The organism is Nocardiopsis sp. NPDC055551 (assembly GCF_053619415.1).
This window is the reverse complement of the sequence record NZ_JBSHJJ010000014.1, coordinates 102,995-116,853: the sequence shown is the minus strand read 5'-3', so window position 1 is coordinate 116,853 and position 13,859 is coordinate 102,995. Positions and strand designations below refer to the sequence as shown.

At 69.1% G+C, this 13,859-nt stretch carries 14 protein-coding genes and 1 pseudogene; 10 read left to right on the top strand and 5 right to left on the bottom strand.

All coding sequences use genetic code 11. The features are described 5' to 3' along the window. Window positions 1-3 precede the first annotated feature (3 nt). The 4 genes from ACWGSK_RS23620 (at window position 4) to ACWGSK_RS23605 (ending at window position 3,619) form a co-directional block, all read left to right on the top strand. Window positions 4-972 (top strand): DUF58 domain-containing protein, encoded by a 969-nt coding sequence (locus ACWGSK_RS23620; RefSeq protein WP_452456770.1) that lies wholly within the window; start codon window positions 4-6, stop codon window positions 970-972. Window positions 973-1,041: 69 nt separating this feature from the next. Next, entirely contained in the window at window positions 1,042-1,989 is a 948-nt protein-coding gene (locus ACWGSK_RS23615) for a VWA domain-containing protein (RefSeq protein ID WP_358505976.1), read from the top strand. Between the two features lie 128 nt (window positions 1,990-2,117). Beyond that, window positions 2,118-2,843 (top strand): HAD family hydrolase, encoded by a 726-nt coding sequence (locus ACWGSK_RS23610; RefSeq protein ID WP_358505979.1) that lies wholly within the window; start codon window positions 2,118-2,120, stop codon window positions 2,841-2,843. Beyond that, complete coding sequence (locus ACWGSK_RS23605) at window positions 2,843-3,619, top strand: NUDIX hydrolase (RefSeq protein WP_452456769.1); 777 nt, start codon at window positions 2,843-2,845, stop codon at window positions 3,617-3,619. Before ACWGSK_RS23610 ends, ACWGSK_RS23605 begins: the two co-directional genes overlap by 1 nt. A 64-nt stretch (window positions 3,620-3,683) precedes the next feature. On the opposite strand, the gene ACWGSK_RS23600 is transcribed toward ACWGSK_RS23605, so the two are convergent. Both ACWGSK_RS23600 and ACWGSK_RS23595 read right to left on the bottom strand, forming a co-directional pair. After that, window positions 3,684-4,949: an APC family permease gene (locus ACWGSK_RS23600; RefSeq protein WP_452456768.1), complete on the bottom strand. Its 1,266-nt coding sequence runs from the start codon at window positions 4,947-4,949 to the stop codon at window positions 3,684-3,686. 220 nt (window positions 4,950-5,169) lie between these two features. After that, a complete protein-coding gene (locus ACWGSK_RS23595) occupies window positions 5,170-5,448 on the bottom strand; it encodes a DUF1876 domain-containing protein (protein WP_452456767.1) in 279 nt (92 codons plus the stop codon). A 207-nt stretch (window positions 5,449-5,655) separates the two neighbouring features. On the opposite strand from ACWGSK_RS23595, the gene ACWGSK_RS23590 reads away from it, so the two are divergent. The 6 genes from ACWGSK_RS23590 (at window position 5,656) to ACWGSK_RS23565 (ending at window position 10,280) form a co-directional block, all read left to right on the top strand. Beyond that, on the top strand, window positions 5,656-6,315 hold the full coding sequence (locus ACWGSK_RS23590) for a class I SAM-dependent methyltransferase (RefSeq protein WP_358505988.1): 660 nt from the start codon (window positions 5,656-5,658) through the stop codon (window positions 6,313-6,315). A gap of 126 nt (window positions 6,316-6,441) precedes the next feature. After that, on the top strand, window positions 6,442-7,002 hold the full coding sequence (locus ACWGSK_RS23585; RefSeq protein WP_452456766.1) for a TrmH family RNA methyltransferase: 561 nt from the start codon (window positions 6,442-6,444) through the stop codon (window positions 7,000-7,002). Window positions 7,003-7,253: 251 nt separating this feature from the next. Further along, window positions 7,254-8,633 (top strand): hemolysin family protein, encoded by a 1,380-nt coding sequence (locus ACWGSK_RS23580; RefSeq protein WP_358505994.1) that lies wholly within the window; start codon window positions 7,254-7,256, stop codon window positions 8,631-8,633. Beyond that, window positions 8,630-9,640: a hemolysin family protein gene (locus tag ACWGSK_RS23575; RefSeq protein ID WP_358505997.1), complete on the top strand. Its 1,011-nt coding sequence runs from the start codon at window positions 8,630-8,632 to the stop codon at window positions 9,638-9,640. The genes ACWGSK_RS23580 and ACWGSK_RS23575 overlap by 4 nt, the downstream gene beginning before the upstream one ends. Window positions 9,641-9,777: 137 nt before the next feature. Further along, window positions 9,778-9,942 (top strand): hypothetical protein, encoded by a 165-nt coding sequence (locus tag ACWGSK_RS23570; protein ID WP_358506000.1) that lies wholly within the window; start codon window positions 9,778-9,780, stop codon window positions 9,940-9,942. Between the two features lie 71 nt (window positions 9,943-10,013). Continuing rightward, window positions 10,014-10,280 carry a hypothetical protein gene (locus ACWGSK_RS23565; RefSeq protein WP_358506003.1) on the top strand — a complete coding sequence of 89 codons (267 nt, stop codon included), beginning with the start codon at window positions 10,014-10,016 and terminating at the stop codon, window positions 10,278-10,280. Window positions 10,281-10,286: 6 nt separating this feature from the next. Here the strand turns inward: ACWGSK_RS23565 and ACWGSK_RS23560 are convergent. From ACWGSK_RS23560 to ACWGSK_RS23550, 3 genes and pseudogenes are all read right to left on the bottom strand, one after another. Then, window positions 10,287-10,985: pseudogene (locus ACWGSK_RS23560) on the bottom strand (Tn3 family transposase). A gap of 9 nt (window positions 10,986-10,994) precedes the next feature. After that, the gene (locus ACWGSK_RS23555) at window positions 10,995-12,059 is read right to left on the bottom strand and encodes a DUF4158 domain-containing protein (RefSeq protein WP_452456765.1); all 1,065 of its coding nucleotides are present in this window, start codon (window positions 12,057-12,059) and stop codon (window positions 10,995-10,997) included. 734 nt (window positions 12,060-12,793) lie between these two features. Beyond that, window positions 12,794-13,558 (bottom strand): hypothetical protein, encoded by a 765-nt coding sequence (locus tag ACWGSK_RS23550; RefSeq protein ID WP_452456764.1) that lies wholly within the window; start codon window positions 13,556-13,558, stop codon window positions 12,794-12,796. Window positions 13,559-13,859 lie beyond the last annotated feature (301 nt).

Below are 13,859 nucleotides of genomic sequence, written 5' to 3'. Positions count from 1 at the left end.
ACCGTGAACGCACCCGCCATCGGCACCGACCCCCGGCTCCGGGCCGCCCTGCGCCGCCTGGACCTGCGCATCGTGCAACGCCTGGACGGCCTGCTGCACGGCGAACACCTGGGGCTGCGCCTGGGACCGGGCTCGGAGGCCGCCGAGGCGCGCCTGTACCAGCCCGGCGAGGACGACGTGCGCCACATGGACTGGGCCGTCACCGCCCGGACCGACACCCCTCACGTGCGCGACCTGGTCGCCGACCGTGAACTGGAGAGCTGGACCCTGTTGGACATGTCCCCGAGCATGGACTTCGGCACCGGCATGTACTCCAAACGCGAGGTGGCCGTGGGCGCTCTGGTGGCCGCCAACCTGCTGACCCAACGGGTGGGCGACCGCTTCGGCGCCCACTTCCTGCACCAGGGTCGGGTGCGCCGTTGGCCCGCCCGCTCGGGCAAGGAGGCCCTGTTGGCGTTGCTGGCCACCATCGCCGCCGCCCCGACCGGGGACCAGCGCGCCCTCGACCCCGACAGCGCCACCCTGGCCAACGCCGTCGGCGACCTGGTGCACACCCGGCGCAGGCGCGGCCTGCGCGTGGTCGTCTCCGACTTCCTGGATACCCCCGCCTTCGGTGGCACCGTCACCTGGGAACGTCCTCTGCGTCAGTTGTCCGCGCGCCACCAGGTACTGGTGGTCGAGGTCCTGGACCCCCGTGAACTGGACGTGCCCGAGGTGGGTGACGTGACCTTGCGCGATCCGACCACCGGTCGGGTGCGCGACGTGCGTCTGACCCGGGCGGTGCGCGAGCGGTACCGTGAGGCCGCCACGACCCAACGCGAGGCCATCCGCGCGGCACTGCGCCGCTGCGGCGTTCAGCACCTGGTGTTGCGCACCGACCGGGACTGGGTATTGGACATCGCGCGGTTCGTCATCGGACAACGACGTACCGCGCACCACATGGCCCGCCACACCCCGGGGGTTCCCCGGTGAGGCGCGCCGACGCGCACAAGGCGTGGGAGGGCCCCACGCCGCCGACGTTGACGGGGGACTGAGGCCACCATGACCTTCCTGGAACCCCAGCGGCTCTGGTGGCTGCTGCTCATCGTGGTGCTGGTGGCCGCCTATGTGTTCGCCCAACGTCAGCGGCGCGACTACACGCTGCGCTTCACCAACCTGGAACTGCTCGACCAGGTCGCCCCACACCGGCCCGACGTCCGTCGACACGTCCCGGCCGGCCTGTTCGCCATGACGGTCGCGGTCCTGATCGCGGCCATGGCGGTCCCGGCGATGCCGGTGGAGGCCCCGCGTGAGCGGGCCACGATCATCGTGGCGGTGGACGTGTCGCTGTCCATGGCCGCCACCGACATCGAACCCGACCGGCTGTACGCGGCCAAGGAGTCGGCGCGCGGGTTCGTGGAGACCCTGCCCGACCGGTTCAACGTCGGGTTGGTCTCCTTCTCCTCCACCGCCACCGTGGTCTCCCCGCCCACCCAGGACCACTCCGCGGTCACCGGTTCCATCGAGGGGTTGCGCCTGGGCCCGGGCACCGCCATCGGCGAGGGGGTCTTCGCCTCGATGGAGGCCATCCGCGGCTTCGACGAGGACGCCGAGGAGGATCCTCCGCCCTCGGCCATCGTGCTGCTCTCCGACGGTGAGAACACCAGTGGCCGCGACATCGCCCAGGCCTCCGCGGCCGCCGCCGAGCAGGAGGTCCCCGTCTCCACGATCGCCTTCGGCAGTGGCGCGGCGATGATCGAGATCGACGGCTACCAGGTGCCGGCCGACATCGACAAGGAGGCCCTTCGGGGTCTGGCCCAGGACACCGACGGTCACTTCTACGAGGCCGAGAGCGAAACCGAACTGGACGAGGTCTACGAGGACATCGGTTCCTCGTTGGGCACCGAGTACGTCCATGAGGAGATCGTCACGCGCTTCGTCATGGTCGCGCTCCTGTTGTCGATGGCCACCGCTTTGACGTCCCTGCTGTGGTTCCAGCGCCTTCCCTGATCGGTCCGAGACCCACCCGAAGAGATGGTGACTTTGGTCACATCCCTTTAGGTGGGCTTTACACCAATTCCTCTGATGTAACCGGTTAGCGTTGGCATGTTTGCCATGCCCAGCCACAACGAGGAACGATGCCGAACACACCCGCACCCCCGACCGCGCTCTGTTTCGATCTGGACGACACCCTCATCGACGACGTCGCCGCATCCTCCACCGGACTGCGCGCGGTCATGGAGCGGCTCGGACACTCCCACTTCGGCTCCGCCCGCGCCCTGTGGGACACCCAGACCGAGATCTCCTTCGGTGCCTACCTGCGCGGTCACCTGTCCCTGGACGAACAGCGACGCCAACGCATCCGCGCCCTGGCGGTCCAGGCCGGCCACAACGACATCGCCGACCAGCACTGCGACGAGCTCTACCGTCTCTACCTGGACGCCCACCGCTCCGCCTGGCAGGTCTACCCCGACACCCACACCACTCTGGCCGCGCTGGGCCGGGCCGGCTACCGACTGGCCGTGGTCACCAACGGCGTCGAGGCCATCCAGCACGCCAAGCTCCAGGCCTTGGAGCTGACCGGCTACTTCCACACCGTGGTGTGCGCCGACACCGCCGGGACGGGAAAGCCCGACCCGCGCATCTTCCACTTCGCCGCCCAGCGACTGGGCGTGGACCCCTCCGCCTGCTGGCACGTGGGCGACCAGATCCAGGCCGACGCCGTGGGCGCCACCGCCGCGCGCATGCACCCGGTCATCATCGACCGCACCGGGCGCCCGCCCTTCGAGGGTCTGACCACCATCACCGACCTGGACAGCCTGCCGCGCATGCTCGGACTGGCCGCTCCCGCCGGTGGCATCTGATGATCTCCGACGAGGTGTTGGCCCGTCGGGTCACCGTGCACCTGATCACCTCCGGGCCCCACGGCCCGGAGCTTCGGGGCGCGCGCGTGCTCTTCGGTCAAGATCCGGAGGAGCTCGCCCGCGAACTGGGCGGATTGGCCGCCGACGTCCCCTTGGTAGCCCTGGACGTGGTCACCGAGACCGTCAGCCTCTCGCGCAGCCGGGCCCTTCACGTGGACCGCATCGTCTACACCAGGCCCGAGCTGCGCTCGGCCTGGCCCTCGGTGGTGCCCGTCCAGGGTCTGACGCCCACCGCGCCCGAGCTGGCCGAGGACGAACCCGGCCCCGGGCCGAAGGACCTGCCCCGGCTGCGCCGATTCGCCTCCTACGGCCTCGTCACCGACCCGGCCGGGCGCATCCTGCTCAGCAAGATCGCCGAGGGCTTCCCCGGCGCCGGTACCTGGCACCTGCCCGGCGGCGGCGTGGACCCCGGTGAGGACGTGCGCGCGGCGCTGCGCCGCGAGGTGCTGGAGGAGACCGGACAACACGGGGTGATCGGCGAACTCATCTCGGTCTCCGCCCACCACCGCAGGCCACCCGCCGCGGCCCTGCACATCTACGCGGTCTGGGTCTTCTCCCACGTGCACGTGGGCGCGCCGACCCGGGCCCACGTCACCGAGGAGAACGGCTCCACCTGCGACTGCGCTTGGTTCACCCCCGAGGAACTCCCCGGCCTGCGCCTGTCCACCACCGCCCGGATCGGGATGGGCCTCCTGGTCTCCCGACCGGGCCACTGACCCACGGCGGATCCAACGGGGCTCGCCCCGCCGGCCCGCTCACGGGCCGATCACCGGACGCTCTTCAGGAGGAGGGCGTCCGGTGGAGCAACCACCACACACCGGCGCCCGCGCCCAGCACCGCCATGCCCAGGGCCACCACCGGAAGCGGCAGGCTGGTGGCCAGCACCACACACCCCGCCAGACCGCCAACAGGGGCGATCAACGGCGGCCGGTCCTCGTGCGGGCCCAACCTCAGCGCCGAGGCGTTGGCGATGGCGTAGTAGACCAGCACACCGAAGGCCGAGAAGGCGATCGCCCCGGCCAGGTCGGCCACCATCACCAGGACGACCACGACCGCCGCCACGGCGATCTCCGCGCGGTAGGGGACCCCGAGCCGGGTGTGGGACACCCCCAACGAGCGGGGCAGGTGACCGTCCGAGGCCATGGCCGCCACGGTGCGCGAGACCCCCAACAGCAACGACAGCAAGGCCCCGGTGCACGCCAGCACCGCGCCGGCCACCACGAACGGCGCCAGCATCGGGAACCCGGCCACCCGGACCGCGTCCACCATCGGCGCGGTCGAGGTGGTCAAACGCTCGCGCCCCAGCACGATCAGCAGCCCCGTGCCGATGGCCAGGTACAGCACCGACACCCCGCCCAGCGCCAAGGTGACGGCCCGCGGGATGGTGGTGCGCGGATCGCGCACCTCCCCGCCGAGCGTGGTGATGCGCGCATATCCCGCGAACGCGAAGAAGATCATCCCGGCCGAGCCCAGAACGCCGAAGGATCCGGGCCAAGGGCCCATGCCGTCGACCTCGGCGACCGCGGCGAAGCGTCCGCTGAGCACCATCGCCACGAACACCGCGACGAGCACCGCCAGCACCAGGACCACCAGGGTCTTGACCACCACCGTCGAACGCCGCACCCCTTGGAGGTTCAGCGCGGCCAACGCCACCACCACGGCCACCGCCAGGGGTTTCTCCCACCCGGGCAGCACGTAGGCGCCCAACGTCAACGCCATCGCCGCGCAGGAGGCGACCTTGCCGACCACGAAGGACCAACCGGCCAGGTACCCCCACATTTCACCGAGGCGTTCGCGCCCGTACACATAGGTGCCGCCGTTCTCGGGGTGGCGGGCGGCCAACCGGGCCGAGGAGATGGCGTTGCAGTAGGCGACCGCACCGGCGATGACGATGGCGACCGGAAGCCAGGCTCCGGCGCCCAGTGCCGCCGGTGCGAAGACCGCGAAAACCCCGGCACCGAGCATCGCCGCGACGCCGATGGCGGCCGCGTCGATGGTGCTCAATACCCGGGCCGGTCCGGCCTGCGGTCCGGAAGAGGTGGCCAACAAGCTCTCCTTGGTCGACTGATCCGACTTTCCGAGTGTGCACGATGTGACCGACCCTTGGGCCCAGGCACGCTCCGGACCTTCGACCGTTCCGGATCGGGGAGGGGCCCGATCCGGAACGGGGGCGGACACAGGATGAGGCCCCCGGCACACGCCGAGGGCCTGCTCACACCGTCCCCCGCCGGTCGGCCGCTACCGGCGCCGACCGATGGGGGCCTGCTCAGGTGGGTCGCCAGGGCGAACCGGTGTTGTCGTTGATGTCCTCGGCGGCCACCTGTCGCAGCTGTCGGGACAGGTCCGACAGGGCGCGCGAGACCGCCAACTCCTCGCCGATCTCGGGCATGTCCAGGTCCCAAGGGTGCTTGCGGGCCATGCCGTGGCCGCGCAACGCGGTACCGTCCTCGGCCTCCAACCCCACCTCGGCCCAGGTACGAGCCATCTCCCCCTCGCTCTCCTCGGCCACGACCACGTCGACGTTCCACCGCTTCGTCGTCTGCATGGCGATCTCCCCTCGCGTGCGGTGAGTGTTCGATGTTCGCGTCGGGCCCTGAGCCGACAGGGCCCGGCGGGGTCCCCCACGAACCTCGCCTACTCCCATCATCGCGCCCGGATCCGCGACCCCGTCGGGGGTTGACCCTTTCGTTCCCGCTCGTTGGCGAGGTTTTTGGCCACCGGACCATCACCCTTCCCCTGATAACGTCACGGCGTGGCCCAGCACTACTTCGACTCCGATCCCGACGCCGCCAGCCGGCCCTCCACGGCCGACCTGGTCCTGCCCGACGTGCACCTGCGTCTGCACACCGACCGCGGCGTCTTCTCCCCCGACAAGGTCGACCTGGGTACCCGGGTCCTGTTGGAGAGCGTTCCCGCACCACCTCCCGAGGGCGACCTGCTCGACGTGGGTTGCGGCTACGGTCCCATCGCCCTGACCCTGGCCCACCGGGCGCCCAACGCCCGGGTCCTGGGTGTGGACGTCAACTCCCGCGCGGTGTCCCTGGCCCGCCGCAACGCCGCCGAACACGGGATGGACCACACGCGCTTCGCCGTGGTCACCCCCGAGGGCGGCCTGGCCCTGGAACAGGGGAAGGGCACCGACAGCCCGCCCGGGGCCGGCGACCTTCAGGGCCCCTTCGACGTCATCTGGTCCAACCCGCCCATCCGTGTGGGCAAGGACGTCCTGCACGGTCTGCTGCTCACCTGGCTGTCCCGCCTGGCCCCCGGCGGGGTCGCCCACCTGGTCGTCCAGCGCCACCTGGGGTCGGACTCCCTGCAGAAGTGGTTGGAGTCCCAGGGCCACCCCACCGAGCGGCTCACCTCCCGCGCCGGCTTCCGGGTCCTGACCGTGCACCCCGCACCCACCATCTGAACCCGGGAAAATCCCCTTTTCGGACGCCATGCCCGATCCCCCACGTGCAGGTCGGCGCACGGAACGGTACGCTTGGGCGACCGGCGCCGGACCACCCGGCCCCCATCGACGAGGAACACACCGCAGTTGAGCACGCAGTTGCGTCCCACGGACGTCAAACGCCTGAACCGTCAGTGGCGCAGGCGCACCGAAGGACGCCTGTCCCTGATGGTCGAGTCGGTCACCCAACCCTTCAACCTGGGTTCGATCCTGCGCACCTGCGCCACCCTGGGCGTGGACCGGCTCTGGCTCACCGGCAACAGCGCCGACCCCGATGACCCCAAGGTCGGCAAGACCGCCCTGGGTACCGGGGCCAAGGTCCCCCACGAGCGCCTGGCCACCACCGCGGAGGCCCTGGCGGCCGCCCGCGCCGACGGCTACAAGGTCGTGGCCCTGGAACTGGCCAAGGGTGCCGTCCCCCTGCACGCCGCGCCCCTTGAGCCCGACGTGTGTCTGGCCGTGGGCGCCGAGGACCACGGGTGCTCCCCCGCGCTGCTCAACGGCGCGGACGCCATCACCTACATTCCCCAGATCGGTCGGGTCGGCTCGCTCAACGTGGCCGTGGCCACCGCGATCGCCCTGACCGAGGCCCGTCGCAGGGAGTGGGCCGGCTTCGGCGACGAGGCCGACGCCCCCATCGGTTCCTGAATCGAAGAATCGTCACCGGGGGCGGGAATCTTTCACCGCCCCCGAACGTATCCTCTTCGACCCCATGTTCCACGACAATCACATCATCCGAGGCGCTACGGCGCAGAGAGAGGAACAGTGGATTCGTCCCGAAGTACCAGCAGCATCCCCCGTGGATGCTGTGACTCTGACACAGACGAGCCCCCTTCTTGGCGGGGCGCACACCTTCGAAAGAACTCGGCCCTTAGACGGACCCAGGCGGTGTGTGCCCGATGAGCACCGTCCTCAGTATCGCCTTCGGCGCGCTGGTGGTCTTCTTGATCACCGTGGCGACCGGATACTTCGTCGCCCAGGAATTCGGCTACATGGCCGTGGATCGCTCACGCCTGAAGGCGCGGGCCTCGGCCGGTGACAATGGGGCCAAACGGGCCCTGGCGATCACCAATCGCACCTCGTTCATGCTCTCCGGCGCCCAGTTGGGCATCACGGTGACCACTCTGTTGGTCGGTTACGTGGCCGAACCGATGATCGGTACCGGGGTCGGAGAACTGCTCGGTGAAGCCGGCGTACCGAACGGCACCGGTCTGGCCATCGGCACCGCCCTGGCCCTGATCTTCTCCACCGTCGTACAGATGGTCTTCGGTGAACTGTTCGCCAAGAACCTGGCCATCGCCCGACCCGAGCCCGTGGCCCGCTGGTTGGCGCTGTCCACCGGTATCTACCTCAAGGTCTTCGGGCCCGTCATCTGGTTGTTCGACCAGGCCTCCAACCTGCTGCTCAAGGCGGTCGGCATCACGCCGGTCGAGGACGTCCAGCACGCGGCCACCCCGCGCGACCTGGAACGCATCATCGCCGAGTCCAGGGAGAGCGGGGACCTGCCCGCCGAGGTGTCCACCCTGTTGGACCGCACCCTGGACTTCCACGACCAGACCGCCGAGCACGCGATGATCCCCCGCCCGGAGGTCACCACGGTTGAGGAGAACGACCCGGTCAGCCTGGTCGTGGAGCACATGTCCTCCGGACACTCGCGCTTCCCCGTCCTGGGACAGGGAGTGGACGACATCGTCGGTGTCATCTGCCTGCGCGACGTGCTCGCCTTGGGCGACCGTGACCTGGCGGGCGTGCGCGTCAGCGAGATCGCCCGGCCCACAGTGATGGTCCCGGCGTCCCTGCCCCTGCCCGGGGTACTCGGCCAACTGCGCGAGGTCGACGAGGAGTTCGCCTGCGTGGTCGACGAGTACGGCGGTCTGGCCGGCGTCATCACCACGGAGGACCTGGCCGAGGAGCTCGTCGGCGAGATCGCCGACGAACACACCCCCGAGGAGGAGTCGCCCGCCCGGTTGGGCGGGGACAACGGCTACCTGGTCCCCGGTGGGCTGCACATCGACGAGGTCGAGCGGCTCATCGGCCACGACCTGCCCGATGGCGACTACGAGACCCTGGGTGGTCTGGTCATCCACGAGCTGCACCGGCTGCCCAAGGCCGGCGACCGTGTCGACCTGCCGCTGCCCCGACCCTCCAGTGCCCATGACGACGATCCCGACATGGCGTTGGCCATGATCGTCCACGCCGTCCAACGGCACGTGCCCCACAGCATCGAGGTCAGGTTGCGTGAGGTCCAGGGCGAGGACGCACAGGAGGTGCGGGCATGAGTGAGATGAACGTGTGGTTGGCGATGGCGCTGACCGTGGTCTTCATCGCGTTGAGCGCGTTCTTCGTGGCGATCGAGTTCGCCCTGGTGGCGGCTCGCCGCTACCGGTTGGAGGAGGCCGCGCACACCAGCGCCTCGGCCCGGGCCGCTCTCAAGAGCGCCCGCGACCTGTCGCTGCTGTTGGCAGGCTCACAGCTGGGCATCACCCTGGCCACCCTGGCCCTGGGTGCCATCTCCAAGCCTGCCTTCCACCACCTGCTGGAGCCGCTCTTCGGTTCCCTGCCAGGATCGGTGGGGTACGTGCTCTCCTTCGTCTTCTCCCTGATCATCGTGACGTTCCTGCACCTGATCGTGGGTGAGATGGCGCCCAAGTCCTGGGCGATCTCCCACCCGGAGAAGTCCGCCACCATGTTGGCCATCCCCATGCGGGCGTTCATGTGGCTGACCCGCCCGATCATCGTCATGCTCAACTCCATGGCCAACGCCGTGCTGCGCCGTTTCGGTGTGGAGGCCGTGGACGAGATGGCCAGCGGGCACAACCCCGAGGACGTGCGCGAGCTGGTCGAGCACTCGGCCAAGGCCGGTGCCCTGGACTCCGAGCGCCGTGACCAGCTGGCCACCGCCTTGGAGGTCAACTCCCAGCCCATCAGCGAGCACATCACCCCGCGCGAGGACATCGCCTGGGTGGGACCCGACGCCGGTGTGGAGGAGATCAAGCGCGTCTCCCGACAGACCACGCACCTGCGTCTGGTCGTGATGGAGGACGAGCAGCCCGTAGGGGTCGTGCACGTACGCGAGGCCCTGACCGGCGCGGCCGACACCACCGCCGAGGACCTGATGCGTCCGGTCCTGACCCTGGATCCGACCACACCCATGTACGCGGCCATGGGCATCATGCGGGAGAGCCGCAACCACCTGGCCCTGGTCGAGAACGAGGACGGCCTGGTGGGGCTGGTGACCCTGCAGGACATCCTGGAGCGGTTGTTGCTGCTGGACACCGCCGCCTGACGTCGGCGCCGCGACGCGGCGCGGACGGGAACCACGGGGAGGGCTCTTGGGCCCTCCCCGTTTCATTGGTCCGTTGGGCGTGGGAACCCGGTCCCTCGGCTCCGGAAGGAAACGTCCTCCGCCTTCCAGGTGTGCTCGTGGCCGGCCGCTCGTTGAAGCAGACGCGCGTACTCGTGACCGACGCCCTGGACGGCGCCCCGTGGGTGGTGGTGATGTCGACCCTGGTCACAGCGCTGGAGCGGATCATCGTGATGGGCCCAGAGAGCGGGCATCCGCGCCCGGTGATCATGGGGGGCGAGTAGGAACGGAACGGTGAGTCCCGACAATTGTCACATCTGTTGACACCCATAGCGGGACCCATCACCCTGTCGGGATGGACGGTGACGCGGTGGCCTTCGTCAAGGCCGATGTGGAACGGGTGTGCGCGGAGTTCGCAGACCTGGCCCCGGCAGTGCGGCTACGCAAGCTCGCCGAGCTGCGAGCGGCCCTGGACGAGACCCTCGGCCAGGCGGCCGTGTCCGCGATGAGCGACGCCCGATCCGAGGGGTGGGGGCTGCGCCGGATCGCGGCGTTCTCGTCCGTCTCCCACGAGCAGGTACGGCGCACCCTCGCCGCAGCAGACGAGGGCACCGCGGGATGAGGGGCCCTACTGGCCGGAGCGAGGCGCGCGTAGGGGACGCGGCTGCCCGGCACCGATCTCAGGGGCGATCTTGAAGCTGTAGCGGCCCAGCATGTTCAGGTGCTCGCTGCCCAAAGGGCTCAGGCGAGCGATGTCGGAGGCGTTCACCCGGGTGCCCTCGGCTCGGATCTGCTCGATGGCGCGGGCGGTGTAGACGGTGTTCCACAAGATGACGACGTTGACCACGAAGCCGAGCGCACCGAGCTGGTCCTCCATGCCCTCTCGGTAGCGCTGGCGCAGCTCACCCTTTTGGCCGTGGAAGATCTTGCGGGCCAGGGTGTGGCGGGATTCTTGACGGTTGAGCTGGGTGTTGACCCGGCTTCAGAGGAGTTCATCGTCGAAGTAAGAGGCCAGGTAGATCGATCGGTCCAGGCGTCCCAGCTCCATCAGGGCCCGGCCGATCGGGGTGGGGGTGCCGCCTCCGGCCAGGTAGCGGAACAGTTCGCTGGTCTTGACCGGGACGACGAAGCGCAGCCCGTCGGCGGAGGCCGGCTCGCCGCCGCCCCAGACGGCCACGATGTCCAGACGTGAGTGGTAGTCGACCAGGTCGGCGTTGGCCGGGGTGAGGGTGGCCTCGCGGATGTAGTTCTGCTCGGTCCAAAACAGCCGGTCCAGGGACAGGGCCTCGCTGGCCTCGGAGACCATCGGGCGCATGCCGACGTTCATGGCCTGGGCTCACAGCACGGCGGCGATGGAGGTGATCATGTCCTCCTTGCGAGAGGGTGTCTGGCCGCCCACGTGGGTGAACCGGTCAAGGCACCCGGTCCAGGAGTGGACCTCCAACAGCACCTCGGGGAAGTCCACAACGGGAACGCGGGCGGCCACATCGGCGCGCAGCGCGGACAGTGAGGCGGGCTCGTCCAAGGCGTCCAGGCCGGACAACACGAGGTGGTCACGACCCTCGCGATCTTCGATGCGCACCGAGGGGTTGGCCGCAAGGCCGTCGGCGAGTTGGGCGACGGCTTGGGCGCGGGCGGCCTTGGCGAAGCGTGCCAGGGACACAATCCGTCCCGGTGGAACCGAGGACAGGTTCCAGGCGGAGGCGCCCAGGGAGCGGATGGCGGCGTAGCGGTCCAGGGCTTTGACGACGCCCTTGCCGCTGATGTCGGTGGGGCTCTTGCGGTAGCGGTCCAGTTGGGAGACGCGCCCTCCTTCGGCCACGTTGACCAGGGCCTGAAGGGTTGTGCGCTGCTCGGGTGTGGGGGCCGAGGACAGGAGTTTGAACCGGCGCAGGGCCACGCGCTCGCGCACACCGGCGATGAGCCGTTCCAGGGTGGTCACGCCGGGAAGCAGGATCTTGGCCTCGACCAGGCGGTTGGTGGCCAGGTCGAACAGCACGCTGGGGCGCTCGTTGCCCGACCAGGAGCGCCGGTAGGCCCAGATGCCCAGCAACAGCCACTGGTGGGGGTCGAAGAGGGTGTAGCCGTAGCGTTCGCGGATCAGCTTCTGGTGGTCCCAGCGGCCTTTCTTCTCCCCGTACCCCTTGAGGTCGTCGGCGGTCAGGCCGAGTTGTTCGGCGATGAAGTCGACGACGGCGGTGGGCACCTCGGTGGGGTCATCCAGGAACGTGCCCAAAAAGCGCACGGTGGTCAGTTGCAGGGCCAGGCCGAGCTGGTTGCGCGGCCCGTAGGCGCTCATCGCCAGGCGGCGCGCGTCGGCGCCCAGTTGTGACTCGTCGGGGACGGTGTTGAAGCGGCTGTAGCGCTCGCGCTGGGCGGCGGTGAGGAAGTTGACCGGCATGAGGGGATGCCTTCCATGGAGCCCGCCCACCGCCCCAGGGCGGTGGGCGGGCTCGGCACGGGGATTGTCCCAGGGGCAAGCCGATCAGGAGGCCGATTCGGCACAAAAGCTCGGATATGGGGGCGGTTATCCGCTCACCCTGCGCTGTCGCAGCCCTCTATAGGGCTGCTTCAACACGCTGCCGTTCGAGTGCGGCCAGAGCGACGGTAGCTCGACTGTGGCCTTCCAACCCGTCCATGACAGCACCGACCACGAGGTGCTGGTGGCGATGGCTTCGGTCAGGCCTTGAACACGTAGCTCAGCTCCGCCTCTGTTCGGAGGCGGAGCTGAGCACCTTGCCCGCTAGGTGATCGTTAGCGACGAGATTTCGCGGCTCGCCGTAGCTCCAGGAATCGCGGGCCTACCTGCGGAAACGATATTCTGTTACCGCTTTCTCCCATATCCGGTCCGCACCCCCAACATGTCCCGCTCCCAGAGGAGAGCGGGGCGTTTTCACCTTCATGTCACAGACGTCTTACCGTGCGTCTACACGATCGGGCCGGACACGTCTCAAGACGAACATGCACCCGACAACGATCAGCCCCAAAGCCGCGAAGCCCAACCAATGGAGGGTGCCTCCGGAGTCAGCGAGGCTGGGGACGAGCAGAACCAATCCCGCCCCGGCCAACGCCATGGGGATGAGAAAGGCGAGGAAGAGCCGGTAAGACCCCTTCCCTTTAGACATGGTGATCACCTCAGAAACAGCTCGCGATCGCTGTGATCGAAGCACCGCCGACGACCGCGAACCCGCCGACGCACGCCGCGCAGACCGGGGCGGTGACAGGAGTCATGGGAACGGAGCAGGAACCGACGCAGGCATAGGCGATGGCGGCGCCCACCGCGCCGCTGACACCGAGCACCGCGGCGACGCACGCGCCCGTGTTGGCGCTCTCGGCGACCGCTTCGTTCGCGACCGCTGTCTCGTCACGGAGCTGCTCGTCACCCACGAACGGGATACCGGTGTCCTCGCTCTGCGTGAGCGCACCGTCCACGTAGCTGCTGATGTGGAAATTGCCGGAGTCGGCCTGGCTGTACAGGGTCTCGGCGTACTGGATGACGGCGCCCTCAGCATCGAAGAGAACCGTCAGGTTACTCAATGGCTCGCTGTAGCCGCCCGAGATCGGGACACTCACCGACGTGTGCTGCGGCTGGTCCGAGTCGGTCTCGATCTGGTAGGCCTTGGCTCCGTCGCGCACCAGGGCCTCGGCCGACGCGTGCACCGTCACTTCGCCGTCGCCGACGAGCGCGGACACATCGGCCGTGAGCCGTTCGGCCGGTGCGCCCTCGATCAGGGCCATGTCGTACGCGTCATCTTGGTTGGCGCCCGCGGCCACGGCGCCGTTGTCAGAACATTCGGTGGCCGACTGGGCCGACGACACCTCAACCGAACCCGCTCTTGGCGGCGTCGGCGATGCCACAGCCGTTCCGGCCGGGATCATCAGAAACGCTGCGGTGACCACACCGATCACGTTGATCGTACGAATGGGGGTCCTCTCGATGAGGGATGGATGGGGTCAGACCCTCCCCTTGCCGTAGCGGCGGCGAGACAATCGCACGGGGCCACCTTCGGTCACACTAAGCAGTGAAATCACTGCTCACGGCAATAGTAGGAGAAGTAGGCCTATACCAAGGCCTCAATACCCCTTGCATCCCAGCCGCCACTGTGGCAGAAAACCCGGCGGTCTACCACAGCCCAAACGCCTCCGGCGAGGGCCTCAGGAATCCAGGTTGGGGAGGGGAGGCCAGTCGGGTGCACCTCTG